Source organism: Acinetobacter sp. ANC5681 (assembly GCF_023488045.1).
Taxonomy (GTDB): Bacteria; Pseudomonadota; Gammaproteobacteria; order Pseudomonadales; family Moraxellaceae; genus Acinetobacter.
On the sequence record NZ_JAMFKZ010000005.1, the window covers coordinates 1 to 26,637 of the forward strand.

Sequence of the window (26,637 nt, forward strand, 5' to 3'; positions counted from 1 at the left end):
TTTTGACCATTTTGATCTGTCGCATACAAGGTAATGAGATTAATACCCTTGACGGATCGGTGGTGTTTGCCTGACCAAAAATAACTAACTAAGTCCATATGTTGACTATATGGTTTATCTAAAACAGTATCATCAATACTGACTATAAGTTTGTTATTATCAATATGTTGAATTGATTCTTGATATAGGTCGTGAGGTGTGTAATCTTCACGCTCTAGAAAGCGATTTACACTATCATGCGAGATATTATAAGTCTCGGCAAGTTGTGTGCAGCTAATAGAGTTCGGTTCTGTCATGAGAAAGCCCATATAAATGGGTAGAGTACAAGTTGCTGTAGAAGCATGTTTAATTCGTCTGATCACAGATACTTTATAAAGTATTTTAGTACTTTTTTGAATCCGTCAATGCGTAAGTCCTATACTTTATCTTTTAAGGGATAAAGTAGATGACATGCTTTAAATTTGGTTTTGGATATAGTTTTCGATGCCAACATTTTCAACTAAATCAAGTTGTGTATCGAGCCAATCCCAATACTCTTCTTCTTTCTCTAAAATTTCCTGAACTAAATCACGTGTAACGTAGTCTTGTTGTGCTTCAGCAAGTTCAACAGCTTGTTTAATCGCTTCAATGTTTTCTTTTACTTTACGAATGTCGCAATTGAGGACTTCGATGGTATGTTGCCCAATATACAATTTACCTAGATGCTGTAAATTAGGTAGGCCTTCTAAGAATAAGATTCGTTCAATGACCTTATCCGCATGCTTCATTTGACGAATTGATTCTTTATATTCAGCGGAGCCAAGTTTTTCAATTCCCCAGTCATTAAACATGCGGGAATGTAAAAAATATTGGTTGATTGCAGTTAAATGGTGATAAAGCACCTGATTCAGTTGATTAATGACTTCACGATTGCCTTTCATTGCACTTACTCCATAACACCATGATGCCCTAGTTTTTAAGGCAATTTATATGATTTTAATCAACAAATAATAATCTGACGAGTAAATTATAGAACGGCAAATGAAAATCACAATCAAAATACGAAAAGCATTTTGGATTCGTACTAAAGTGAATAACTGAAATAAAAAAAACCGCTTATCTGAGGAATGGTTAAAGTTCGACAAGAAGCGGTGTAGTCGTAAACAAATCGTTAAATGAGGTTGTTGAGATATTGGATTAATTTAGATTATGCAGCAACTGAAATACGAGCAGCTATTTCTGCGAGCTCATCACTAATAATAGAACGGGCTTCGGGTGCACAACGACCACAGCAAGTGCCTAAGTCGAGTAAATCACGAATTTCACGATAACTTTCAGCGCCGTTTGCAACAGCGTCTTTGATATCTTGATCTGTGATTCCACGGCATAAACAGACATACATGGGAGTGATCCACAAATATTAATGCGATAATTGATATTATTGATAATTGTTATCGTTTGTCAATGAATTTCATTCTTAGAGTGAATATATTTTTATTGAGAATTTGAATAAAAAAATACCACCTGATCGGTAGTATTCTTTCTTTATTTTATCTATTTGATAAATATCGTATTTAATTCTGTGTTGGAATAATAACAATACCATCCATTTCTACTAGTGCGCCTTTAGGTAGGCTTGCGACACCTAATGCTGCGCGAGCTGGATAGGGCTGGGCAAAATATTCGCCCATAATTTGATTCACCAATTGGAAGTGAGAAAGATCTGTAAGGAAGATATTCAATTTAGCGATATCTGCTAAGCTGCCACCTGCGGCTGCACATACTGCTTTTAGATTGTCGAATACACGACGAATCTGAGCCTCAATACCTTCTACAAGTTCCATACTGTATGGGTCTAAGCCAATTTGACCTGAAAGATAGAGCGTATTGCCAACAAGAATTGCTTGAGAATATGTTCCGATAGCAGCAGGGGCGTGTTCAGTATGAATAACTTGACGTGACATTAAGCTCTCCTATGTCATTGTTTCTATCTTAAACAATGTGACTTTAACACAAAAGTTTGGCTCCGAAACGGTCGAATACTGTTTAGTCGCAATTGTTTGCAAATGATTCATTAGCTTTAAGAATAAGGAATCTTTCAATTTTAGGTCTGGGCGAACATCGTGTATTAAACGATTAACTGACTTTTGCAACCTCTGGTTGGGCGATTGGCATATTTAAGCGTTCAATCCGTGGGAAGCCAAAATGCATGCGTAAATCACGAATAATTTGGGCAATTTGATTTCGATTGCTCACGACTATATTCACATAGGTTTTCTGGTCTTGTGAATAGACCATTTCTACGCCTGTTTTGGCCTTTCGGCATTGATAAATCAGGTCAGAAATTTGTTCGTCACTCATCGTCATATGAATACATAAGAAAGCACTAAAGCGAACATCATCAATTTCTTCTGATTGCCAGTGTAAAGGCATAATGTTTTCAGGATGGAGGTGCTGTTCATGCAGTAAATTACGGCAGCGTGAACGGTGTACGATTAAACCACGTCGAGATAAATGTCCCTGAATTGGATCGCCAAGCACAGGATTGCAACAATGTGCATATTTTACATCAACACCCTCAGTTCCTAAAATCAAGCGATCAGAAGTTTCATGATGCTGAGATTGATAATCTTGAGCAAATAAATGATTGGCAACCAATTGAGGTAATAAATCCCCAACTGCGATTTGTTCAAATAGCGTATCTTTATTAGCTAAATGTCGCCACTCAAGTACACTAATCCAGTCTTCTGCTGAAAGGTCATCTATAGAGCGATGAAATAGTTTTAAAGCGCGATTAAGTGCTTGCTGACCGACAAGACGTTGCTCATCAATGTCTTGTTCTCTTAACAAATTTTGTAATGCACGGCGTGCTTTTTGAGTATTAATAAAACTGAGCCAATCTGGATTCGGTGTTGCTAATACGTCTGTGATAATTTCAACTACTTGTCCGCTATGCAATGGGGTTGAAAGAGGACGAATTTCACCATCCACTTTTGCGCCAACGGCATGATTACCTAAAAATAGGCTAGCTGAGTAGGCGAAATCAACGACAGTGGCGCCTTGAGGAAGCTCATGTAATTGACCATGCGGCGTATAGACCCAAATTTTTTCCTGATGTAAATAATCAAGTAAATCGCTAAAAGTGGTTTTTGCACAATCACTGTCTATGAGCGTATTTAGGTTCTGCATCGAAGCTTGAATTGCCGAACGGCATGCTTGAGGTGCATTCTCTCCGAGTACTACACCAAAACGAGCAGCTTTACGCATTAATTCGGTTTGGATCGTCAAAGATAATGTTGTTTTTTCACCTTTTAATTTGATCATTAACGATTGGTTGCCACCTGGAAGTGGACGTCGGATGTGATCTTTGTATTGTAAAACTTGGAAGTTCTCTTTGAGTGCATCGACGAAGCGATCACAATCAGCAATGCTGTTTAAAATAATTTCAAAGGCATGGCTGTGGCTTAATTCATTTAAGTCTATTTCATTTTTTACAAAATGGCGTAGCAATTCAATATTATTGTTTTTCTTTTTAATACGGCCTTTTAAGTCGTATGTCTTTAATAAATCAGTTAGTTTTTGTTCCCATACTGTTTGATATTCACAGCGCTTTGGTTTTGTTGCAAGTAGGGCTGCTTGTACGTCGTTAAACATATCAAGATCAAGATTTTGATAACAGAGATGTTCCAAGTTATCAGCCATCTCATTCATACCAACCAAACGTGCCATCGGTACGAAAATATCAAAAGTTTCTTGTGCAATACGTGCTCTTTTATCGGGGCGTAAAGCATCCAAGGTCGTCATATTGTGATAACGATCGGCTAATTTAATAATAATGACACGAGGATCTTGTAAGGTTGCTTGCAGAATTTTTCGGAAAGAAGCGGCTTTGTTATATTCTTTATCACTGGAGTGGCTTAATTTTGTTACACCATCGACTAATTCGGCGACAACTATTCCAAATTTTTGTCCGATTTCATCTTTGGTAAATGCGGTATCTTCAATAACGTCATGTAATAAGGCTGCCATCAAAGTATCGGCATCCAAGCGCATATGTGCAAGTATGCAACTTACAGCTATAGGATGCAGTACATAAGGTTCACCACTTTTTCGAGTGATACCACTATGCGCTAAATCGGCAAAATCACAGGCAGCAAGCACACACTGAATTTCGCTATCTTTGAGATAGGCTTCAATGATGACTTTGAGTTGTTGCTTGGCTTGGCTGACCTCTTCGCCTGGCATAGAAAACACCTTTTATAACATGAATTCAGGAATAAATAAGACTAGCTTCTAATGAAAAGCATATTGTGAAACTTGTCAATTTGTTCATTAGAAAAACTCGTAAATTTTTTCAATGAAATATATTGTTTTTACCAATATGGCGCTGATTTTTCAAGAAACAAAAAAGCCCAGTGTCTTCACAATGGGCTTTTGCACAAAGCAAATTAAATTTAGAAAGAAAAACCTTCTAAATTTAATGAGTTTGTAGACAACACCATATCAAGATTTGAAGTCTGATAATCTTGATCGCGTTGTTTCAAAATTTCTTTAGTGACATGACCTGCCGCAATTTCGCGTAATGAAACGACTGTTGGTTTATCATTATCCCATTCTACAGTTGGTTCCATACCTTGACGTGCTAATTGGCGTGCACGTTTACTCGCTACCAGTACTAACTCAAAACGGTTATCTACGTGGTCTAAACAATCTTCAACGGTTACACGTGCCATAAGTTGTCTCGTTTGAACATTACATTTGAAAAGACTAAATAGTATAAAAGGCTTTTAAATAAGACTCAAGTTATTCACGATTAAGGGTGATTAACTTTTCAATTAATTGCTGGTGACGAGCACTTTGCTGTAAGGTAACTAAACGATTTGCTGTAATAATTGCTTCTAAATCATGAACAGCTTTATTGAAATCATCATTGATGATGATGTAATCGAAATTTGCGAAATGACGCATATCTTCTACAGCACAACTTAAACGATGTTCAATTACTTCAACTGAATCTGTTCCGCGATTAGACAATCGTTGTCTTAAATCATATTGAGTTGGCGGCAAGATAAAGATTTGTTTTGATTCAGGAAAAAGTCGACGAACTTGATCGGCACCCTGCCAGTCAATTTCGAGTAACACATCATGACCTTGTTGTAATTGTTCTTTGACTTTGGCTTGAGATGTACCGTAGTAATTACCAAATACTTCTGCATACTCAATAAAACCACCTTGTTCTACTTGAGCTAAAAAAGTTTCAGTATCAGTGAAATGATAGTGAACACCATCAAGTTCACCAGGGCGTTGACCACGTGTAGTATGAGAGACAGAAACGTGTAAATTGCTGACTCGATCGAGTAGGGCTTTAACGAGAGATGTTTTGCCTGTTCCTGATGCCGCAGAAACGACAAACAATAGACCCGACATGATATTTTTCCTGATATGATAAAATATCTTGGCTATTGTAGTGTAGCGTGCCATTAAACGAAATAGTTTGGCATAAATATTCAGGTGATAAGAGAGGATGTTATGGAAATTGTATTGGCCAATCCGCGAGGTTTCTGTGCTGGTGTTGACCGTGCGATAGCAATCGTCAATCGGGCACTAGAATGTTTTAATCCGCCAATTTATGTTCGTCATGAAGTGGTGCATAACAAGTTTGTGGTTGATGATCTACGTCAGCGTGGTGCTGTTTTTGTGGATGAGCTGGATCAAGTTCCTGACGATTCAATCGTAATCTTTAGTGCTCATGGTGTATCAAAAGCCGTACAACAAGAAGCAGAGCGTCGAGGTTTAAAAGTATTCGATGCTACTTGCCCATTGGTGACCAAAGTTCATATCGAAGTGACTAAATATGCTCGTGAAGGCACTGAAGCTATTCTAATCGGGCATGAGGGGCATCCTGAAGTTGAAGGCACAATGGGGCAATATGATAAATCTGGTGGTGGAAAGATTTATTTGGTTGAAGATGAAGCAGATGTTGACGCTTTGGTGGTTGAGCATCCTCATAAAGTTGCATTTGTCACTCAAACGACGCTTTCGATTGATGATACGGCTAAGGTCATCGATGCCTTAAGAACTAAATTTCCTAAGATCCAAGGTCCGAGGAAAGATGACATTTGTTATGCCACTCAAAATCGTCAAGATGCGGTACGTGATTTGGCGGAACAATGTGATGTAGTGTTGGTGGTAGGTTCTCCGAATTCATCGAATTCAAATCGCTTACGTGAGCTAGCCGAGCGGATGGGTAAATCTGCTTATCTCGTGGATAATGCTGATCAGCTTGAAAAAGAATGGTTTAAGCAGGAAAGTAAAATCGGTGTGACTGCAGGTGCATCTGCACCAGAGATACTGATTAAACAAGTGATTCAACGGTTACAAGATTGGGGTGCAACCCCTCCTAAAGAGTTGGATGGACGAGAAGAAAATATTACGTTTAGCTTACCTAAAGAGTTGCGTATTCAGGTGATACAAGCCTAATTCCTATAGAAAAATGTGAACTAGAAACGGATAGGGTACAGCCTATCCGTTTTTTTATGGAGTTTATCTGCTTTGTATTGGTTCTGTAAAAATAAGATTTAATATAGAGTAAGGGAATTTGGATAACTAGGTGTAAAGCGATGGGGAACAATCGAGGATTCACCTTAATAGAGTTGATGGTGACGATTGCGGTGTTAGCTGTCGTTGCAGCTATTGCCGCACCTTCTTTTGTACAAATGATAGCAACTCAACAGCTAAATCAAGCTACTCGTTTAATGTCAGTTGGGCTGAATGAGGCTAGAGGGCGTGCTTCGGCAATGAGAGCTACAGTTGTTGTTTGTCCAAACAAAAAAGCTGACGGTAGTGAAGTTACTGCAAAAAGTTGTGTAGAAACTGCAATTTCTGGTGCAGATGGGAATAAATATATTAGTCAAAATCGCGTAGTTATGGTCAGTATACCTAATAAAGCTAATGTTGATTCTACAAGCGCAATTAAAGGTGCTGTAATTACTCCTACGGGAACATTGGATACCTCATTAAATGATATAACAGACTCCAATAGAATAAAAAAATTTGTATTTTGTTCCAATGGAACTTCTAAGATTGTTTCAATAACAATTTTGGGAACTGTAAGCCAAAGTCAAGGAACCTGCTAATGAAACTAAAAACGAGCGAGTTGGGTATTGGAATGGTAGAAGTGTTAGTCGCCTTGGTCTTACTCGCTATAGGTGTTCTAGGTTATACCGCTCTGCAACTTCGTGCAGTAGATGCAAGTAATGAAGCTTTGACTCGTTCCCAAGCAACTGTTCTCTTGCGCAGCCTTACGGAAAGTATGAGGGCGAATAATGGTGGTCAAAGTTCATATGCCACAGCTATCCAAAGTTATGTAAGTATTCAAGGAAAAAGCGCGCCAAAATCGTGTTTTAACGCGACCTGTACTTTTAATGAAATAGCCACTTATGATGCTTATCAAGTCGCTCGTTCTGCGTCAGCGTTGGGCATAAGTATAACGATGACAAACTGTCCTGGTGCTGCAGGGAAAGTAAAAAGACAATGTTTATTTGCTGCATGGGATGATACTGAGTTAAAGGCTACGGACTATAGTAAATGTATGAGTGATAGTGGTGTTTATGTAATGTTTTCAAGATGCTTGATGATGGAGGCTTATTAAAATGACAAGACAAAGCTTTTATTCAAAATCAAGAATTCAAGCCCAAGTTGGCTTTACCTTAGTTGAGCTAGTTGTGGCCTTGGGTCTAGGTTTAATTATTACTGGTGCAGCATTACAACTATTTACAAGTGGAATTATTAATACACGATTACAGCAAGCTGGTTCGGAGTTGCAAGATAGCGGTGTCTTTGGTTTAGACTATATTGCACGTGATATTCGCTTAGCAAATTATGGAAATATAAATCAACCAGCATTAACTGATGTCGTTCCTTATGCTGGCGTTGTTTTAACCAGTGGTTCCAGTACTTCAAATTTGCCTTTTAGTATTTCAAATGCAGTTAGTACGACAAATAGTGGTGTGTCTAATGTAAATGAATCTAAAAGCGATCAACTAGTTATACAGTTTTTAGCTCCAAATGATATGGTGAACTGCGAAGGCCTTTTGGTTTTTGCCGGTGATTATATTATTCAACGATATTTCTTGCGACAAGATACGAGTGGTAGTGCAACAGATTACGCTTTAGTCTGTGATGCAAACAAACCAAAAGCAAATAGAGGTGATGTTACTGGTTGGCCTAAATTAGCCACTGATATACAAGATTTTAATGGGGCTGGTGAAGTAATTATGCCTCGAGTTGATCAGGTTCAGTTCTTATTAGGCACAAAAACAACAACAACTTTTGCTTACTATACATTTGATCAATATATTGCAGCAGCCAAAGCAGCACGAACAGCTGTTCCTGCTCAAAGTGTACCTAGAGTCGTTTCTATTAAGATGTCTGTTTTAGTCCGCTCTAAAGATGACACAAAAAATAATTATATTGATCCAGAGCAACCTCTACAGTTTTCTAATGGAACTGTTACACCAAAAGATACAAAGACTAAATACCTCAGACGTGAATACAATACGATTGTATCGTTACGAAATGGTTTAGGAGAAAAAATATGATTTCTTCAGTTAAACAAAAGGGTGTAACTTTAATTGCGACTTTATTTACGCTACTCATTATCACGATTGTTGGAGTATTAGCTATACGTGTTGCAATGACTTCTTTGAATATAGCGACTAATGCTCAGGTTAATCAATTTCTAAGCCAGACAGCAGATACACCAATTAATCAGATTTATACCAGTGATTTATCGACTATGGTTGATTTAAGTGGAGCAGTAGGCTACGCACTGAGTGATAATAAAATTGAACCAGGAAATGAATATATTTTTTGTTTTAGACCGACTTCGACGCAAAAGTTTGGTGCAGCTTTTAATGTGACGACATTACGCCCGCCTGCAACAAAAGATGCAAAAGCGACAGTCGCTGATGGTGGGGCTTCAGGTTTCTGTGATTTAACTAAAGATTTTGGAAGTAAGCGTGAAGCTGTAGTAACACAAGTGGCGGTTAAAGTTCCTGTTGATCCAATTGATTTAGAAACACTACCTCCTGGCGTTACTTTAGGTAGAGGAAGTAATTTAACTGAAGGTGCCATGACTCCTAAAAATATGGTTGAGCAACAACGTATTCGTGTCACTACAACTGCCATTTTGCCAAGTTTTGCGAGTGATATTAAAGCTGCACAAGCTTGTATTGGAAAAGATGCAACAAGCCCTGGATATATTAATGACAACTTGGATAAAACGACTGTCGGTTTTACGACAGCAGCAGATTGTTTATCAAATTTGGGTGTGCCTGTAATTAGTCAGGTACAAGAATTTAATTTACAGACAATTTTTTCTAAAACGTCTTGAGAGTGGGTTAAGAGGATATTGAGATGAAAAAACAAATGAAAAAACCCTCTATTCAAATCAGAGATTATAGGTTTAAGTTAAGTCCTATAGCTGTTGCCTGTGCGACGACGTTAAGCGGGTTGTTAGTTTTATCATCAGTGGCGCAAGCTTCTGATATGCAGATTTATGCATCCCCAACAGCAGGTCAAAAGACAATTGTAATGATGTTGGATACATCTGGATCCATGGGGTATGGGGCTGGATATAGTAATGGTAACTCGTCTGGATTTGCTATCTATGATGATTATGGTGGAGTTTGTGCAGGTCTAAATACGATCACTTCAGGTACAAGCTATTCAAATGGTAAGTTGTATTCTGTAAAAGCAGGTACAACTCCAGATTATGATCGCAACTTCTGTTATGTATCAAAAGCAAATGCAAATACAGCGGTAACAAATAGCGTGACTGGTTGTGAAGCACAACCGCTTGGTGCAACTGGAACTTCAATAACTGGCTATCGTTGTTATGATCGTCTGACGCGACTCAAAGATGGTATGTTTGCGTTATTAAATAGCTCAGATACCGATGCGAGGAGGTTTGTAACAGGAACAGATGCTCAGGCAAGTCTGTCGGAAACCTTTGTGGGGGTCGGTAACTTCTCAGCAAATGGTGATGGTAAAACTGCTCAGATATTAGTCCCATCAAAAAAACTCGGTGATGTGGGGAGTACGCAGCGGACGGCACTAAAAACTGCAATTGCTGGATTAACTGCAAATAATGGAACACCTTCTGCCCATGCGTATGCTGAAGCAGCTTCATATTTAATGGGGACAACCACTTATTCAGAACAGAATTATAATATTAAAAGGTACACAAGGTATTTAAGTCAAAGTTATACGACTAGTTATAGTTCCTCCAAAAGGCTCTATACCTATACTTATACCTATTATGTTTATACTTGTAGTAGATATAGCTCTGTGAATTTAGATACCAGTACACAAACTTGTAGCCGATGGAGTAATAGTCCAACACAGACCACTGGGACAAGTACGGATACAGTTTCAAACAACCCTGTTTGGACGAATCAACCAGTTATCAAACCCACAGGGGGTTGGATAGATTCATATCCTAGTACTAACGAATTCTATGCGGGAGATTACTACCCTTATACTGTCGTGAATGGTGATAGTGGTACTCCAACTTCTAAGTTAAATGATACGTTAAGTAACCCTGATATTGTAGTCAATAGAGCTGCGACGGATGCGGATGCGCAGTATAAATCACCATTACCAGCAAATCAGGCGAGTTGTGATGGTCAGGGTGTATATTTCTTATCTGATGGCGCCGCAAATTCAAGTAGTAATGATCGTGCTAGTGCATTGATGCAGAAATCTTTAGGAAGCCTTGCATTTCAGTGTTCAACTGATTTACCAAATCAGAATGATGCAAATAGTGCATGGAACTGTATGGGGGCATATGCAAAATCATTATTTAACCCGTCTAAGAACCCTAAAGGACGCTCAATTCAAACAGCATTTGTAGGCTTTGGTAGTACTTTCTTTACTTCTAATATTGAACAGACCTCAAGTGTTGATACACAAAATGCTTGTCGAATGAGTTCACGGGCTTATAACGATCCTTTAACGGGTGCTGCTCCGAATGATAAATGTTCTCCTGGCTATGGGGGAAGTTTAGCTGTCAGCAGTCCTACAGCGAATACCAGTGGAACCGCAAGAAGTGATGGTTATAACTATGATGGTGGATATGGAAATGGTGGATTTTTCCAAGCGTCAACATCTGATGATGTAACTAAAAGTGTTGTGCAATTTATTAACTCACTTGGTGCAAACCCACCAGATCCATTGTCAACGGGTGCTATTTCTGTCCCTGTAGATGCTTTGAACCCTAATGGTTTTCAACCTTATGGTTATTTAAGGGCATTAAAACCTCAGCCAGGTAAGAACTATCTGATTTGGCAGGGCAACTTGAAAAAATATAATATTATTGATGGTGCCTTAAAGGATGGCGGAAAAACTGTATTCACGGCTTTAGGTGCATTAAATAAAGATACCAAGGATCTTTGGAATACTACAGCGTTATCTGATCAAGGTTTGATAGAGAAGGGTGGCGTATATGAAAAATTACGTTTACCTACAGTGACTTCTCCAAGTACATTTAGAACAGTAGTGACTGATATTGCTGGTGTTAATAATGGTGCTATAGTTAAAACATCAACACCAAATAGCAGCCTATTAACGATTTCTAGTCAGGATTCAACCACTAGTAGCACCACATTATTAGATGATTTTAAGAACAAAAATGTTCTGAAAGATCTTTCGTTAAGTCTCAAAGTCAGATTACTTAACTATTTGGGATATGACTTAGACTTAGCAACAACAACAACATTGCCTGCAACTCTAACTCCACCTAAAGATCCATTTGTATCCATGGGCGCAAGTATTCATTCCTATCCAGTACAGCTTACTTACTCTGGTGATTTAGACGCAAATGGCGATCTCACAGATACAAGACAACAATCTGTACTCTATGCCAGTATGGAAGGCGGTTTACGTATTGTAGATGCTCAGACGGGCGCGGAACAAATGGTTTTCCTTCCGGCTGATATCCTAAATAAAGATGCATCCCGAGCATTAAGACGTAGTGAGCCGGGTAGTCTTACTTATGGTGTTGATGGAGCTTGGGTTGCTGATTCAGCATATAAATTTAGTAGCACATCCTCAGCATCATCTGTAATTGCGAAACAAATGAATGTTTATGGTGGAATGCGTATGGGAGGGGAAAGTTACTACGGTTTAGATGTCTTAACGCCTAAATCCCCTAAATTCTTATTCCGAGTTGGTAGTGATTTAGCCGATTATAGCAGAATGGGGCAAACATGGTCTAAACCAGTACTTGCAAATATTCGTTATAACAACAAGATCACTAGAGTGATGATTGTTGGTGGTGGATATGATGCGTGTTATGAGAATCCACAATTTAGATTGGGGAATGCAAATCCAACTGAATATGGTGGTGGCTGTAATAAGACTGAAGCGCAAGGTAATGCAATCTACATTATTGATGCTCAAACTGGTAAGCGTTTATGGTGGGCTAGCTCCTCTGGTGCCAATATAAATAACTCAAATATGAAGCATAGTATTGTGAGTCGTATAAGTACGCTCGATCGAGATGCGGATGGCTTGGTAGATCATCTGTATGTTGGTGATCTTGGTGGGCAAGTTTTCAGAGTGGATTTAAATAATGCCAAGGATACTCCGACTAGTAATTTAGCATTGCGTGTTGTAAGACTAGCAAATCTAGGAAGTGATACGATTGCGAGTGGTAATCAACCTCGTTTTTACCAGCCGCCAACGATCACTATTCATGATTCTGGCACTAATACTTTTATTCTAGTTGGTATTGCTTCTGGCGATAGAAGTACACCATTGGATGTGAGTCCAACCGTAGGTCGAGAAGGAATGTTGCCTTCTGCTGCATTAACTGGACGTCCAACCAATAAGGTTTTTGGTTTAATTGACCGAGATTTCATTAATAAGAAACTGAATGTGGCTTCAGCAGGTGTAAATCAGGTTGTTGATGGTGACTTGAAAACGAAGGATATTGCATTAAGTTCTTTACAACAGAATCCTCAGAACTTATCTGGTGATATTGCAACAGTATTTTTTGGTGGAGGAAAAGAAGGTTGGTACCGTTCCTTATCAAGTGATTATACTGGCTCAGAAGTGAGCGGTCGTACAGCTGGTGGTATTAAGGCATTTGAAGAAGAGCCGATGGCCATAACGAACTATTTATACGTTCCCGTTTATGACCCTCAAGGTACTGGTGTGGAGGTGCAAGATCCTTGTAAGCCACGAATCATTGGTGAAACGGATATTCAACAGTTCTGCTTGCCTTTTGGTGTATGTCTTAATAGTGATGGTAAGAAAAATAGTACGGCAGAAGCAGAAACTGGATTCCGAATCTCAGGCGGTAAAAATTTGAATGTAGTTGGTATTGGTATCCGAGGAATTACATTAGGACCTAAACCACCTAGCGGTTCAAATCCATCTCCAAACAGTTGTGGAAGTCTTACACTCATTGGTAATACAGAAGGTAAGGGTACTTGGGAATGTAAACGACTATTAAATCCAATACGGTGGTATGAACGTTATGTTACAGCACAAACAAAATGATGATATCGGCGGAGTACCCTCTAACCGAGGGTACCAAGATCAGGTGGGTTTTACACTGATAGAGCTTATGGTTGTAATTTTTATACTTTCAATTATTGCCGCAGTTGGTATACCTAGCTATCAAGATCAGGTGCGTAAGGGTGTAGCTTCTAGTGCTGAACAAGAAATGCAGAAAATTGCAGAGCAATTAGAACGATATAAGGCTAAAAATTTTACCTATCGTAAATTTGATCCTAATTATATCTACAGCACAGATGCTAATGCTCCAAGCCTTACGGAAATTATATTGCCTTTGAATGCAACTGGCTCTGCTATAAAGTATAAAATTACGATCCGTGATTTACAGGATACAACAAAGCCTTTAACTGATAGTTCTGCTGCTGGTAGAGGATGGAGTATTCAAGCATTGGCAGTTAATGATCCTAAAAATTATAATTTTTTGATGACGAGTCAGGGGCTACGCTGTAAAAATACTAGCAATATAACCTATACATCTTGTGGTTCAAATTCGTCAGCGTGGTGAGATTATGATTCATAAAGGCTTTACATTAATAGAGATGTTAGTTGCAGTAGCAATAATTGGTATTATAGCTGCTGTTGCATATCCCTCTTATCAGAATTATGTGAAAAAAACCAATCGAGTTGATGTCCAGACTGAAATGTTATTGATTTATAGAGATCTTGAAAATTATAAATCGGCTAAAGGTACATATGCGAATGCAAAATTAAAAAATGGTACATTCACAGAGAGCTATCCTTTAACGGGAACAGCGCAATATACAATTAAATTAGATATTGCATCTAATAACTCTTCTTGGACATTAACTGCATCACCAATTACAACCGGTATCCAAGCAGGAAATGGAGATATTGTTTTAAATAATAAAGGATATAAATGTTGGATTAAGGCTACGACATGTACTCCTGCTCCTAATACAGATTGGACTGGCAGTTAAAAAACAAAATTCAAAACTGTGGATAACTTTTAATTTAGTCTTTCTTTCAGAGCAAATATAACGTAGAATATCGCCCTCTATGAAAGGGGTTTGAAGTGCTGCCGATGGTCGGCGCAGGGATAATCCGTAAAAATTATAAGGTTGTTCTCATGGTTGTTATTCGTTTAGCGCGCGGTGGTGCAAAAAAACGTCCATTCTACCAAATCATCGTTACTGATAGCCGTAATGCACGTGATGGTCGTTTCATCGAGCGTATTGGTTTCTTTAACCCAACTGCACAAGGTAAAGCTGAAAAAGTTCGTTTAGATACTGACCGTTTTGCTCACTGGGTTGCTCAAGGTGCTCAACCTTCAGATCGCGTTGCTTCTTTAGCTGCTCAAGCTAAAAAAGCTGCAACTACTGCATAATTGTCGTAGGTAGCCCATGACATCAACACAGAATGTGCCAGAAGATCGTATTCAGATTGGACAGTTACGTTCAGCTTATGGATTGAATGGGTGGCTCTGGGTTTATTCTAATACAGAACCTATGAGCAATATGTTTGACTACCTGCCTTGGTACATTGAGACCAATGCAGGTTGGCAAACCATAAATGTAAAACGTTGGAAACCACATGGCAAAGGCTTGGTTGTTGCATTAAAAGGCGTGAATGATCGCACGGGTGCAGAAAACTTAGTTGGTGCAAATATCTGGATTGCCAAATCTCAGCTTCCTAAAGCAGATGTAGACGAGTACTACTGGTCTGATCTTAAAGGTCTAACAGTCTTAGGTCTTGATGATGAAGAACAAGAAGTCAATCTCGGTCAAATCTATGAACTGTTTGAAACAGGTGCCAATGATGTCATGGTTGTCAAAGCGACCCCTGACAGTATTGATGCTGAAGAGCGAATGATTCCTTGGCATAAAGATGTGGTACAACGCGTTGATCTTGAAGCTGGTCGTATTTACGTCAATTGGGGCGTAGACTACTAATCCTTTTAGGGAAAGTAGCGCAGCAGGAAAATAGAGGAGTCTGCGGTGTTTTTTGCAGTCATCACATTGTTTCCTGAAATGTTTGAAGCGATTACAGCGTACGGGATTAGCGGACGTGCAGCAAAGCGTGACATCGTGCAAGTGACTTGCATTAACCCACGAGATTTTGCTGAGGGCAATTACAGACGGGTGGACGAACGTCCTTTCGGTGGTGGCCCAGGTATGGTGATGATGGCTGAGCCTTTGGCAAAAGCAATTAATCATGCCAAACAACTTGCTTCACAAGCAGGCTGTGTTCATGCCCCAGTGGTGTATATGTCACCGCAAGGCAAAACCTTGAATGAGCAGGCAGTACAACAATTCGTTGATTATGATGGTTTGATTGTATTGTGTGGGCGTTATGAGGGCGTCGATGAGCGTTTAATCCAGCATTATGTTGATCAAGAATGGTCAATTGGGGATTACGTTTTATCGGGTGGTGAACTGCCAGCGATGGTGTTGCTTGATAGTATTATTCGTCGATTGCCAAATGTCATGTCTGACGAGCAATCTGCGATCCAAGATTCTTTTGTGGATGGTTTACTGGATTGTCCACAATATACCAAGCCAGACCATTTCGAAGGGTTAGATGTGCCTGAGGTACTGAAATCAGGACATCATGCCAATATTGAGAAATGGCGTTTTTTGCAGCGTTATCAACGAACTTTAGATCGTCGACCAGAGTTGGTGGAAAAAGTTGAGTTGACTAAACAGCAAAAAAAATGGCTTAAAAATTCGCAAGACTAAACTGTTAGAAGTTTGTGTTTGCAACAGACGAGAAGCTTTGCTTCGAGTTACTACTTAAACTGAGTTTAAGTTGAAAATAGGCTCTTTAGGGTAATTTTGCTTTAAAGGGAAAGTTAAACGAGCGATATGCGTTTTAGCCTCTATCCTCAGCGGTGTAAGAGACCTCTTCTCTCCCGCACATATTGGAGATTCCACAATGAGTGGTAAACATCCTTTAGTTCAAGCTGTTGAAAATGCACAGTTAAAAACTGATATCCCTGCTTTTGCTCCTGGTGACACTGTTATCGTTCAAGTTAAAGTAAAAGAGGGTGACCGTGAGCGTCTTCAAGCATTTGAAGGTGTTGTAATCGCGAAGAAAAACCGTGGTTTAAACTCTGCTTTCACAGTTCGTAAAATCTCTAGCGGTGTTGGTGTTGAGCGTGTTTTCCAAACTCACTCTCCAATCGTTGCTAAAATCGAAGTGAAACGTCGTGGTGACGTTCGTCGTGCTAAACTTTACTACCTACGCGAGTTGTCTGGTAAAGCTGCACGTATTCGTGAAAAGTTACCAGCTCGTAAACAAGGTTAATTTTAACTTTGTTGTAAAGCAAAAAAATGCGCCTTTGGCGCATTTTTTTATGGCTATTCTATAGTCCTTGTAATTTTAGTCGATTGGCATGTTGACGATAAATATCAATTGGATCAGGTGCAAACAGTGATTTCAAACCTAAAACCTGATTCACTTCATCTGCATGATTCCAAGGGAGATTATCTCTGATCGTACGTCCAAACTTAGCGCTACAACGGCTTACCATACCATCATTATCTCCTTTAATATCGACAATTAGGCTCGTACCTGCAAATAGTGGATCAAGAGGGTCAAGAATGTTTGTGACTGCTTGAGTCCCTGAGAATGAATACATATATATTCCTTTCTCTTGATAATTACCTTCGCCACATGTTGTAGTTGGTACGCCCATTGGGAATCGTGTATTGAATTTGGTTGAACCTTCTACCGAAATACTACGTCCAGCAGCTAAAGCATCGTGAGGATAGCTTTTTGGATCAAGTCCTTGTGACCATGTAATCGCTCCTGAGAAAAAGTTCACGACGGCAGAGCCAGCTGTACCTAAGACAGTACCATCTACATTCATAATTAAACTAGCGACAGGTGAACCCTTATGAGTGCCACTTACACTGGTTAATGATGCAACTTTATTCGGCATAATGCCAGCCACGTAACGGATCGTTGGACCGCCTTGGCTATGACCAATTAAATTAACTTTAGGTTGTCCAGTAATCGCAATAATTTCTTCAACTTGTTGCGCGAGTTGTTCACCACGAACCTCATTTGAGTTAAAAGGTGAAAGTCGTGTCGCCCATACATTTGCACCATTACGAGCAAGGTCAGGAAGAATTTGATGCCAATAATCAACGCCTAATGGATCACTTCCTGCGCGTGAAAAACCTGCCACTCCATGTACAAAAACCATTGGGTATTTGGTTTTAGCATAAGTAGAGGAGGCCGTACCTGTAACTTGTGTTGCGTTTGATGCGTAGCTTGTTGATACGCCCATTGCTATCATGGATAGTGCAAGACAGCGGATTAGTTTTTGCATGATATTTCTCTCAATTTTTGTTTTCATCAGGGTCTTGATGTTCTTGCGAACTGACATTGCATCCTTGCTAAATCGCATTATTTCAATGTCTTGTATTACGTGTTTCTAGTTGCTAAAAGGTAAGATGCCTCCTTGGTCATGAACCGTTTCAAATGTTTGTAGACGTTGCTGTTCCTGTGGAGACTGGAACTGTTGTTGTTTGAGCTGTTGAATGGCTTGATCCTTGGCTGAAGTGCTCATATTGCTGTCCATAATGGTTTTACGTTCATCCAGATAGGATTGTACGCGTTGCTTCCAGTCAGAACGTTGTTGATCAAGCTGCTCTAAACGTTGGGTGGCTGCCTCTCCAACCAGATTGACCCGCATATCCCGAAGTTCCTGCGCTGAACCATTTCTGGCCTTGATTTGTGCAGTTAAGGAGTGCAAATCATCAAGTTTGGATAAATCCTTAAGATTGTCTTGCCAATCCTGAGGAAGTTGTTCAAAGCGTTGTTGTAATTGTTTCGCTTTTGCTCCAGCATCCAGTGCATTATTTTCTAAAATTTGCATACGGTCGAGCGTATATCGCTGATAAATATCCTCAGCGCCAAATAAGCCTTCTATTTCAGGCTTTGAAAAGAAACGTTGTTTTAAATCATGCATGGCATTAAAAACAGTCTGGAAATATTGATAGCTTTCCTGAGCAGGCTGTTGCACCTGTAATTTACTCAGCTCTTTGCGATAATCTACATAGCGTGACCACAAGGCTAAAATCTGCTGTTGCTCCGATGCCTGAAAACCCTTGGCAATATAGCGCTGAAAACTCTGACGGATTTCATCAATATTCCGTTCGCCATATTGGGAAATGAAATATTCAAAGCAGTTTCGGGTCAGCTCATTCACCACTAATTTTTGTGATGCATTAAACTGTAGTTTGCAGTTGATTTCAGTATCGAGCTGGCTTGTGCTGTTGAATGTTGCATCAAGTGCTTGTGCCTGCCCTAAATTTTCAGAATGTTCTGCTGAATTGGAGGTGCCGCTGGATTGAGCAGTTGATTTGAACCGTGACTGCTGATCTTGAGGATATAACCAATACAATACACTCAGCGTGACTGCTGAAATGATCAATAAGCTACATAATAATGCTATTTTTTTTCCATTTTTATTCATTAAGCATAATCCATTTGCTTTTAATTTCGGAAACTAATATAAATTTATCATAAGTGTTTTTTTTTGAGCGTTTAATTTTTAAAAACCCGATGAATAGTTTTGATAAAATACCGTTTTATACTTTGACTTTTCATTTATGAAAAAAAGTTCTTATCGCCATCTGAGTGGTGTTTTTTTGCTTAATAAGCCCTTGGGTTTAAGTTCTAATTCGGCATTGCAAAAAGTACGTCGACTTTTTAATGCACAGAAAGCAGGACATACAGGTGCTTTAGATCCGCTTGCAACAGGTTTATTACCTATTTGCTTAGGGGAGGCAACCAAGTTTTCGCATTATTTATTGGATTCTACCAAGCGTTATCAAACAACAGTAAAACTTGGACAAACAACTGCTACGGGTGATGTTGAAGGTGAAGTTTTACAGCAACGAGCAGTGCCGCAACTGACTGAAGAAACTATTGAGCAGGTATTAACAAAATTCCGTGGGGATATTCAGCAAGTTCCACCCATGTATTCGGCACTGAAACGAGAAGGTCGCCCTTTGTATGAGTTAGCGCGCCAAGGAATTGAGATTGAGCGCGAAGCACGTCCCGTTACGATTTTTGAGCTACGATTAGTGAGTTTTACCGAAGATAGCTTAACTCTGGATGTGACTTGTTCAAAAGGAACTTATATCCGTGTGTTGGGGGAGGATATTGGTGAGGCTTTGGGCTGTGGCGGACATTTGACAAAATTACACCGCGTTCAAACAGGGCATTTTGAGATTGATCCAAACTATACCATTGAATATTTGGAAAGTTTGTCACTTGAACAACGGGATGCTTTATTGCTACCTGTCTATGCACCCGTTGAGCATTTCCCTCGTGTACAGCTTCCTGAGGGACGCGAAAAATATTTTGGTAATGGACAAGAAAGTAATATCGATCACGAGGCGGCAGCGGAAGTGTTAGTGTTTAATGGTGATCGTTGTTTGGGCTTAGCTGAAATTACAGATAAAAAACGATTAGTGCCAAAACGTTTATTGAATTTATAAGGATATAACTCATGGAGTGGGAACTCATTCTGAGTTTAATCTTTTTTGCTTTTTGTGCTGGAACAATTGATGCAGCAGTAGGTGGCGGTGGACTCATACAAATCCCTGCCCTAATGGGGGCACTACCAAATACCTCACCTGCAACAATATTTGGTACCAATAAGCTTGCTTCAATTTGTGGTACAGCATCGGCGGCATTTTCTTTTGCTAGGCGGGTCAAATTAAACTGGAAACTTTTACTTGTGATTGCCATTTTTGCATTCATAAGTTCTTTCGCTGGAGCTGCTTGTGTCTCCATGATCCCCACTCATATTCTAAGACCTTTTGTATTGGTCATGCTGGTCGTGATTGCGATTTATACTTTTATGAAAAAGCAGTTTGGGCAAGTACATGTTGATCAACGCATTACTCCTAAACTGCTGATCTTTGCAGCGGTCGGTAGTTTAGCAATTGGCTTTTATGATGGAATCTTTGGACCTGGAACAGGCAGCTTCTTTATTTTCTTTTTCATTCGATTTTTGCAAGTTGATTTCTTGCATGCTTCTGCACTATCCAAAATTGGCAATTTCATGACGAATCTGGCGGCATTAAGCTTCTTTATTCCAACAGGTCATGTGTTATTTGCATTGGGTTTAATGATGGCACTAGCAAATATTGCTGGTTCATTGTTGGGTGTACGCCTTGCTTTAAAATATGGAAGCGGATTTATTAGAATATTGTTTTTAATTTTGGTGAGTATTTTGATTTGTCGATTGGGTTATCAAATGATAGTTACTGTTTGAACCAAAAGATAAAGTTTCACAACAAAAACATACCTAAATAATGCTGTTTAAAAAATCAACACTTTCTAAGATGGATGTTTAGCCAAAAACCGCAGTAACAAGATAATTACTATCTCGTACTGTGGTTGTTCGCCAATCTTAGAGGTAAAAATGAATATATTTGAAGCACTTCGAGAAAGCCATGAACAACAACGTAACTTAGCTGAACGATTAATTCAGACCAGCGGACATACTCAAGAAAGGGAAGATTTATTTAAACAGCTTAAGAATGAACTCTATGCGCATTCAGTTGCCGAAGACCGTTATTTATATATTCCTCTAATGTTTGATGATGTGGGTTTAGACATTACCCGCCATGCTTTATCTGAGCATCATGAAATGGATGAACTGGTTGAAAAATTAGAAGAAACTGATATGAGTAATCCGAGTTGGTTAGCAACAGCAAAACAATTAAGTGAAAAAGTCCATCATCATTTAAAGGAAGAGGAACATAAATTTTTCCAACAGGCTGGAAAAATATTAGAGGATGATGAAAAGGAAAAACTAGGTAAAAAATATCTTACTGAATATCAGAAATATAAAAATGCAGATCGCTCATTTTCGTTATAACGAAAATGAGCAGAAAGGAGTGCTCTTACTGTGTTCGAGATTTTTCAGCACGTAAGGTCACTCCAATCGATGCAATCATAATACATGCAAGTGCGATCCACTGGATGAAGCTAATTTGTTCATGCAGTAACACGAGTCCTGCTAAAGCAGCAAGCGCAGGTGCAAGACTAGTCAGTGTTCCATAACTGAGTTTGCTTAACCGTTTCAATGCCATCAAATCAAGCGCATAGGGAATGGCGGTGGCTAATACTGCAATCACTAGGGCTTTGCCCCAATATTGCGTATCGATTAAGGCAGGCGTGTTGTTCCAAAGTCCGAAGGGTAATAAGGTCAGTGCAGACAAACCAATCGCAAGAGTAAGCGCATGCATCCCAATATTTTGTTGTACCACGCGATGCCCAAAATAAATATACAAGGCCCAAAAGAGTCCAGCACTTAAAGCGCAAGCAGCTCCAAAATAGGAGAAATTTTCCGAGTTCGCATCGTGCCAAGGAACCATTAATGCGATTCCTAAGATAGCAAAAACCACCCAAATATAATCACTGCGCTGTTTGATTGATAGTAATGCTAATCCTAAAGGACCGATGAATTCTAGGCCAACAGCAATCCCTTGAGGCAGTTTGCCTAAAGATGTATAAAACAAAATATTCATACAACCTAAGGATGCACTATAAAGTAATAAATCGCGCCATTTTAAATACTTTAGCTTAGATAATACTTTCCATGAGCGGAACATGATCGCAACCAAAATCGTTGCAAAACAGAGTCGTAGAATCGTGACGGTCAGTGGATCAAGTGTTGCAATAAGTTGTTTGGCGAATGAAGCGCTGATTTGATAAGACACCATGGAAAGAACCATGTACAGCACCGCGACCAACTGGATATTTTTCATGGAAGATCTACAAAAGCAAAGTAAAAAATACCTACAAGATAGGTGGTTTGATTATAAGTTGAAGACGGTACATCGTGGTGGAACGCTTTCATTTTATTTATTCACTTTTTGCTGTCGAGCATGTTGAGTGGTAAATGTACAACCGATCGATGCGATGATAATCGTGCCAAGCGCAAGCCATTGATTCCACAATAAAGTCTCACCCAGAAAAATAAATCCTGATAATGCAGCTACTGCAGGTTCAAGACTCATGAGTGTTCCAAAACTTAAAGGAGTTAGGCTTCTTAAAGCGATCATTTCTAAAGTAAAGGGCAATGCACTTGCTAAAATCGCAAGCCCAATAAAATAGTATAAATTGGGCAGTTCAAACACTCGATCGATGGCACCAGCAGCGAGTGCGAAGGGCAATAAACACAGCATACCAATACTCATGCCTAAACAAACGGTATGATTACCTGAAATACCTGATGGTTTTTGACCTGCGATAATGTATAGCGCCCAACATGCACCCGCAGCCACAGCAAAAAAGACACCGACTAAATCTAAATGTTGTTGTGCTTGTTGTAGAGGAAATAGCAATACTAAACCTAGAATGGCGCAACCCACCCAAATAAAATCATAGCGCTGTCGTGCATGAAATAGTGCAACACTTAAAGGGCCGATAAACTCAAAGGCAACCGCTAAGCCCAAAGGTAAACGCTCTAGTGATAAATAAAACAGGGCGTTCATTCCAGCAAGTGCAAAACCATAGCTGAGAATTGCTTTCCAACGAACCACTTTGAAGTTGATGGTCCAAATTTTAAAAATAATTGCCAAAATGATCGCACCAAAACATAGGCGCATTGCGGATACGGTCAATACTGGAAAACTTTGAAATAAAATTTTGGCTAAAGAACCGCTACCTTGTACACATAACATGGCGATCATTAAGAGGAGGAGAGCGTGCACAGGTGTTTTTAGCATTGGGACACTTATTATTAGAACAATTGGTTTAATATTCACATAATAATTCAATCACCAATAAAAAAGCCACAGCAAGTGCCGTGGCTTTTGAGTGAATTGTCTAAATTAGAACAATACACGTACTCGGATTGTACCTTCTACATTATGTAGAGTATCCAAAGCTTCTTGAGATGCAGAAGCATCAACATCCATTACCAAGTAACCGATATCACCTTTAGTCATTAAAGATTGACCAGAGATATTGATTCCTTGTTCAGCGAATAATGTATTGATCTTAGACAATACACCAGGAACGTTTTTGTGGATGTGAAGTAAACGATGTTGACCATCAGAAAGTGGTAATGCGATTTCTGGGAAGTTCACCGCAGAAAGTGTCATACCTTTATCTGAATATGCAACGAATTTTTCAGCAACTTCTAAACCGATGTTTGCTTGCGCTTCCATCGTAGAACCACCCACGTGCGGTGTTAAAATCACGTTGTCCAAGCCGCGAAGTGGAGATTGGAATTCTTCACCATTTGCTTTTGGCTCTTTCGGGAATACGTCTACTGCAGCACCAGCGATGTGACCAGATTTAATCGCATCAGCTAAATCTTCGATGATTACACATGTACCACGTGCAGCATTAATGAAGATTGAACCAGGCTTCATTTTCGCAAATTGTTCTTTCTTGAAGAAGTTACGCGTAGAAGGAACATCAGGAACGTGTAAAGAAACCACATCAGCAGTTTCTAAAAGCTCATCCAAAGAACCGACTTGGCGTGCATTACCTAACGGTAATTTAGTTACCGCATCATAATAGCAAACTTTCATACCTAAGCTTTCAGCTAAAACTGAAAGTTGAGAGCCGATAGAACCGTAACCTACGATACCTAATGTTTTACCACGAGTTTCGTATGAACCAACAGCCGATTTGTTCCAACCACCTGCATGCGTATCTTTTGATTTTTCAGGTACACGACGAAGTAATAAAATTGCTTCAGCAAGAACCAATTCTGCTACAGAACGCGTATTCGAATACGGTGCGTTGAAAACAGGAATACCACGAGACATTGCTGCTTTTAAATCAACTTGGTTAGTACCAATACAGAAACAACCAACCGCAATCAATTTATTCGCTGCTTCAAAGATTTCTTCAGTCAATTGAGTACGCGAACGAATACCAATAAAGTGCGCATCTTTGATCGCTTCTTTCAAAGCTTCGCCTTCAAGCGCAGTTTTGTGGTAATCGATGTTGGTATAACCCGCAGCGTTTAATGTATCGATGGCATTTTGATGCACACCTTCAAGCAAAAGGAAACGGATTTTGTCTTTAGGTAGTGATAGATGTTGGCTCATTACGGCTCCGCTACAAAGGCCAAAATTTAGTTGCGGTATCATAGCATAGAGCTTTGTGTTATAGATATTTCGTTTAAAATTAGCTCAGCATAATTGTTGAGATTTTTTCAGTTTCGCATGAATTTTAGTTCATATACACATTTTGTTATGACGAGATGTTTATCCTGTGCTTTATCCCTCGCTTGCTTACATGTAAAATAAAGGAATACGAAGCTCGAACTCGTTGTGTAGACAGTTTGATAGTTCGCTAGCGTTTCTATATTTTGGATGTTTTGAATCCTTTGTTTTCAAGCCATTGAAATACATTCAGGATCATCCAGAAGTCCTATATCTCTTTCTTACTAGGCCTGAAAACGATGAATGCTCCAGTCGCTTTAACACCCGAGTTATTGACCCTCTTAACGGCAATCGTGGGTGAAAACCGTATTAAAACTGATGCCGATAGCTTGGAAAATTGGGGACGAGATCATACTAAGCACTTTGATCCGAACCCATCAGTCATCGTTTTTCCATCAAGCACTGAACAAGTTCAAGAGATTGTAGAACTGGCGAACCGTTTTAAAGTGGCAATCACGCCATCAGGTGGTCGCACAGGTTTATCGGCTGGTGCGGTAGCGAACAATGGCGAGATCGTGATTAGCTTTGACAAGATGAATCAAATCTTAGAATTCTTGCCAGCGGATCGTATGGTTCGTGTTCAAGCAGGCGTGGTGACTGAGCAATTGCAGAATTTTGCAGAAGAACAAGGAATGTATTATCCAGTAGATTTCGCTTCAGCAGGTTCTAGTCAAATTGGTGGAAACATTGGTACCAATGCGGGCGGTATTAAAGTCATCAAATACGGCATGACACGTAACTGGGTGCTTGGTTTAACGGTTGTTACGGGTAAAGGTGACATTTTACGTTTAAACAAAGGCATGATTAAAAATGCGACGGGTTATGCGTTGCAGCATTTGTTTATCGGTGGAGAAGGCACATTAGGTTTGGTGACAGAGGCTGAGATTAAACTTGAGCGTCAACCACAAAACCTACAAGTCATGGTATTGGGTACGCCTGACTTTGAAGCGGTGATGCCTGTATTACATGCTTTCCAAAAAGAAATCGACTTAACCGCATTCGAGTTCTTTGGTGAAGTGGCAATGCAAAAAGTGTTGGATCGTGGTCATGTACAACGTCCATTTGAAACAACTTGCCCATTCTATGTATTACTTGAATTTGAAGCGCCGTATGAGCCGATTATGGACAAAGCAATGCAGATTTTTGAGCATTGTATGGAACAGGGTTGGGTGATTGATGGCGTAATGAGTCAAAGCTTAGAACAAGCTCAAAGCTTATGGCGTTTACGTGAAGATATTTCAGAGTCAATTGCGCCGTATATTCCTTATAAGAATGATATTTCAGTGTTAATTTCGCATGTCCCTGCGTTTATCTCAGAAATTGATGCAATCGTTTCACAGAACTATCCAGATTTTGAAATCTGCTGGTTCGGTCATATTGGTGACGGTAACTTGCACTTAAATATTTTAAAACCTGAAAACCTAACTAAAGACGAATTCTTTGCGAAGTGTCAGGTGGTGAATAAATATGTGTTTGAGACTGTGAAAAAATATGATGGTTCGATCTCTGCCGAACATGGTGTGGGGATGACTAAAAAGCCATATTTAGAATATTCTCGTTCGCCTGAAGAAATTGAATATATGAAAGCATTGAAATTGGCATTTGATCCGAATGGGATTATGAACCCAGGAAAATTATTTGATCTTTAATGCTTGATTAAATAAAAGAATTTCTGTTAAAAGCGTATCGAAAGATGCGCTTTTTTTATAAAACCAATATGAAAATTCAAGCTTATATTTATCTAGAGAGTGATCAAGTATATGGAGACTATATTGATCATTTTTATAATGAACATAATATAAAGTGTATGCGTATTATGTTGAGAGTAAAAATTGGAAATTTATTTTACTCCGGTTCATTTATATTCAAAGACTTCTCTTCATGGATATTAGGAGAGCTT

General features: G+C 39.3%; 27 protein-coding genes and 1 pseudogene. 16 read left to right on the plus strand and 12 right to left on the minus strand.

Annotated features, from left to right (window positions below; genetic code table 11):
- The 7 genes and pseudogenes from M5121_RS04455 to gmk all read right to left on the minus strand — a co-directional run.
- Nucleotides 1-362 (minus strand): annotated as a pseudogene (locus M5121_RS04455) (IS701 family transposase); the annotation flags it as partial.
- Nucleotides 363-455: 93 nt separating this feature from the next.
- A complete protein-coding gene (gene bfr, locus M5121_RS04460) occupies nucleotides 456-920 on the minus strand; it encodes a heteropolymeric bacterioferritin subunit Bfr (RefSeq protein WP_249570470.1) in 465 nt (154 codons plus the stop codon).
- A 266-nt stretch (nucleotides 921-1,186) separates the two neighbouring features.
- Nucleotides 1,187-1,381, minus strand: coding sequence for a bacterioferritin-associated ferredoxin (locus M5121_RS04465; protein ID WP_004660183.1), 195 nt, complete (start codon nucleotides 1,379-1,381; stop codon nucleotides 1,187-1,189).
- A gap of 172 nt (nucleotides 1,382-1,553) precedes the next feature.
- Nucleotides 1,554-1,943, minus strand: a complete 390-nt coding sequence (gene ridA / locus M5121_RS04470) for a deaminase RidA (protein WP_004660185.1) — start codon at nucleotides 1,941-1,943, stop codon at nucleotides 1,554-1,556.
- 172 nt (nucleotides 1,944-2,115) lie between these two features.
- Nucleotides 2,116-4,224, minus strand: coding sequence for a RelA/SpoT family protein (locus tag M5121_RS04475; protein ID WP_249570471.1), 2,109 nt, complete (start codon nucleotides 4,222-4,224; stop codon nucleotides 2,116-2,118).
- Between the two features lie 209 nt (nucleotides 4,225-4,433).
- The gene (gene rpoZ, locus M5121_RS04480) at nucleotides 4,434-4,712 is read right to left on the minus strand and encodes a DNA-directed RNA polymerase subunit omega (RefSeq protein ID WP_004660187.1); all 279 of its coding nucleotides are present in this window, start codon (nucleotides 4,710-4,712) and stop codon (nucleotides 4,434-4,436) included.
- Nucleotides 4,713-4,782: 70 nt separating this feature from the next.
- The gene (gmk, locus tag M5121_RS04485; protein ID WP_004660188.1) at nucleotides 4,783-5,406 is read right to left on the minus strand and encodes a guanylate kinase; all 624 of its coding nucleotides are present in this window, start codon (nucleotides 5,404-5,406) and stop codon (nucleotides 4,783-4,785) included.
- 102 nt (nucleotides 5,407-5,508) lie between these two features.
- On the opposite strand from gmk, the gene ispH reads away from it, so the two are divergent.
- The 12 genes from ispH (at nucleotide 5,509) to rplS (ending at nucleotide 16,827) form a co-directional block, all read left to right on the plus strand.
- The gene (ispH, locus tag M5121_RS04490; RefSeq protein ID WP_249570472.1) at nucleotides 5,509-6,459 is read left to right on the plus strand and encodes a 4-hydroxy-3-methylbut-2-enyl diphosphate reductase; all 951 of its coding nucleotides are present in this window, start codon (nucleotides 5,509-5,511) and stop codon (nucleotides 6,457-6,459) included.
- Between the two features lie 140 nt (nucleotides 6,460-6,599).
- Nucleotides 6,600-7,115, plus strand: coding sequence for a pilus assembly FimT family protein (locus tag M5121_RS04495; protein WP_249570473.1), 516 nt, complete (start codon nucleotides 6,600-6,602; stop codon nucleotides 7,113-7,115).
- Nucleotides 7,115-7,630: a type IV pilus modification protein PilV gene (pilV, locus tag M5121_RS04500; protein ID WP_249570474.1), complete on the plus strand. Its 516-nt coding sequence runs from the start codon at nucleotides 7,115-7,117 to the stop codon at nucleotides 7,628-7,630. The genes M5121_RS04495 and pilV overlap by 1 nt, the downstream gene beginning before the upstream one ends.
- Nucleotide 7,631: 1 nt before the next feature.
- Nucleotides 7,632-8,579, plus strand: coding sequence for a PilW family protein (locus M5121_RS04505; protein ID WP_249570475.1), 948 nt, complete (start codon nucleotides 7,632-7,634; stop codon nucleotides 8,577-8,579).
- Nucleotides 8,576-9,373 carry a type II secretion system protein gene (locus M5121_RS04510; protein WP_249570476.1) on the plus strand — a complete coding sequence of 266 codons (798 nt, stop codon included), beginning with the start codon at nucleotides 8,576-8,578 and terminating at the stop codon, nucleotides 9,371-9,373. Before M5121_RS04505 ends, M5121_RS04510 begins: the two co-directional genes overlap by 4 nt.
- Before the next feature lie 86 nt (nucleotides 9,374-9,459).
- The gene (locus tag M5121_RS04515) at nucleotides 9,460-13,545 is read left to right on the plus strand and encodes a PilC/PilY family type IV pilus protein (RefSeq protein WP_502798269.1); all 4,086 of its coding nucleotides are present in this window, start codon (nucleotides 9,460-9,462) and stop codon (nucleotides 13,543-13,545) included.
- Nucleotides 13,523-14,068, plus strand: a complete 546-nt coding sequence (locus M5121_RS04520) for a type IV pilin protein (protein WP_283772259.1) — start codon at nucleotides 13,523-13,525, stop codon at nucleotides 14,066-14,068. Before M5121_RS04515 ends, M5121_RS04520 begins: the two co-directional genes overlap by 23 nt.
- A gap of 4 nt (nucleotides 14,069-14,072) precedes the next feature.
- Complete coding sequence (locus M5121_RS04525; RefSeq protein WP_249570478.1) at nucleotides 14,073-14,501, plus strand: type IV pilin protein; 429 nt, start codon at nucleotides 14,073-14,075, stop codon at nucleotides 14,499-14,501.
- A 149-nt stretch (nucleotides 14,502-14,650) separates the two neighbouring features.
- Nucleotides 14,651-14,908, plus strand: a complete 258-nt coding sequence (gene rpsP, locus M5121_RS04530; RefSeq protein WP_249570560.1) for a 30S ribosomal protein S16 — start codon at nucleotides 14,651-14,653, stop codon at nucleotides 14,906-14,908.
- 16 nt (nucleotides 14,909-14,924) lie between these two features.
- Nucleotides 14,925-15,473 carry a ribosome maturation factor RimM gene (gene rimM, locus M5121_RS04535; RefSeq protein WP_249570479.1) on the plus strand — a complete coding sequence of 183 codons (549 nt, stop codon included), beginning with the start codon at nucleotides 14,925-14,927 and terminating at the stop codon, nucleotides 15,471-15,473.
- A 45-nt stretch (nucleotides 15,474-15,518) separates the two neighbouring features.
- On the plus strand, nucleotides 15,519-16,259 hold the full coding sequence (gene trmD / locus M5121_RS04540; protein WP_249570480.1) for a tRNA (guanosine(37)-N1)-methyltransferase TrmD: 741 nt from the start codon (nucleotides 15,519-15,521) through the stop codon (nucleotides 16,257-16,259).
- 196 nt (nucleotides 16,260-16,455) lie between these two features.
- A complete protein-coding gene (gene rplS, locus M5121_RS04545) occupies nucleotides 16,456-16,827 on the plus strand; it encodes a 50S ribosomal protein L19 (RefSeq protein WP_004660214.1) in 372 nt (123 codons plus the stop codon).
- Nucleotides 16,828-16,885: 58 nt separating this feature from the next.
- Here rplS and M5121_RS04550 read toward each other — a convergent pair whose 3' ends face one another.
- Entirely contained in the window at nucleotides 16,886-17,857 is a 972-nt protein-coding gene (locus M5121_RS04550; RefSeq protein WP_249570481.1) for an esterase/lipase family protein, read from the minus strand.
- A gap of 105 nt (nucleotides 17,858-17,962) precedes the next feature.
- Entirely contained in the window at nucleotides 17,963-19,006 is a 1,044-nt protein-coding gene (locus M5121_RS04555) for a lipase secretion chaperone (protein ID WP_249570482.1), read from the minus strand.
- A gap of 136 nt (nucleotides 19,007-19,142) precedes the next feature.
- Here M5121_RS04555 and truB point away from each other — a divergent pair, with 136 nt between their 5' ends.
- The 3 genes from truB to M5121_RS04570 all read left to right on the plus strand — a co-directional run bounded on the left by truB (nucleotide 19,143) and on the right by M5121_RS04570 (nucleotide 21,427).
- Nucleotides 19,143-20,036 carry a tRNA pseudouridine(55) synthase TruB gene (truB, locus tag M5121_RS04560; RefSeq protein WP_249570483.1) on the plus strand — a complete coding sequence of 298 codons (894 nt, stop codon included), beginning with the start codon at nucleotides 19,143-19,145 and terminating at the stop codon, nucleotides 20,034-20,036.
- An 11-nt stretch (nucleotides 20,037-20,047) separates the two neighbouring features.
- On the plus strand, nucleotides 20,048-20,818 hold the full coding sequence (locus M5121_RS04565) for a sulfite exporter TauE/SafE family protein (RefSeq protein WP_005403299.1): 771 nt from the start codon (nucleotides 20,048-20,050) through the stop codon (nucleotides 20,816-20,818).
- 150 nt (nucleotides 20,819-20,968) lie between these two features.
- Nucleotides 20,969-21,427, plus strand: a complete 459-nt coding sequence (locus tag M5121_RS04570; RefSeq protein WP_151831089.1) for a hemerythrin domain-containing protein — start codon at nucleotides 20,969-20,971, stop codon at nucleotides 21,425-21,427.
- A 25-nt stretch (nucleotides 21,428-21,452) separates the two neighbouring features.
- Here M5121_RS04570 and M5121_RS04575 read toward each other — a convergent pair whose 3' ends face one another.
- The 3 genes from M5121_RS04575 to serA all read right to left on the minus strand — a co-directional run bounded on the left by M5121_RS04575 (nucleotide 21,453) and on the right by serA (nucleotide 24,620).
- Nucleotides 21,453-22,319, minus strand: a complete 867-nt coding sequence (locus M5121_RS04575; RefSeq protein ID WP_249570484.1) for an EamA family transporter — start codon at nucleotides 22,317-22,319, stop codon at nucleotides 21,453-21,455.
- 93 nt (nucleotides 22,320-22,412) lie between these two features.
- Nucleotides 22,413-23,282 carry an EamA family transporter gene (locus tag M5121_RS04580; protein ID WP_249570485.1) on the minus strand — a complete coding sequence of 290 codons (870 nt, stop codon included), beginning with the start codon at nucleotides 23,280-23,282 and terminating at the stop codon, nucleotides 22,413-22,415.
- Between the two features lie 105 nt (nucleotides 23,283-23,387).
- Complete coding sequence (gene serA / locus M5121_RS04585) at nucleotides 23,388-24,620, minus strand: phosphoglycerate dehydrogenase (protein ID WP_004909533.1); 1,233 nt, start codon at nucleotides 24,618-24,620, stop codon at nucleotides 23,388-23,390.
- Between the two features lie 356 nt (nucleotides 24,621-24,976).
- Here serA and M5121_RS04590 point away from each other — a divergent pair, with 356 nt between their 5' ends.
- Nucleotides 24,977-26,386 carry a D-2-hydroxyglutarate dehydrogenase gene (locus tag M5121_RS04590; RefSeq protein ID WP_249570486.1) on the plus strand — a complete coding sequence of 470 codons (1,410 nt, stop codon included), beginning with the start codon at nucleotides 24,977-24,979 and terminating at the stop codon, nucleotides 26,384-26,386.
- The last annotated feature ends 251 nt before the right edge of the window (nucleotides 26,387-26,637 follow it).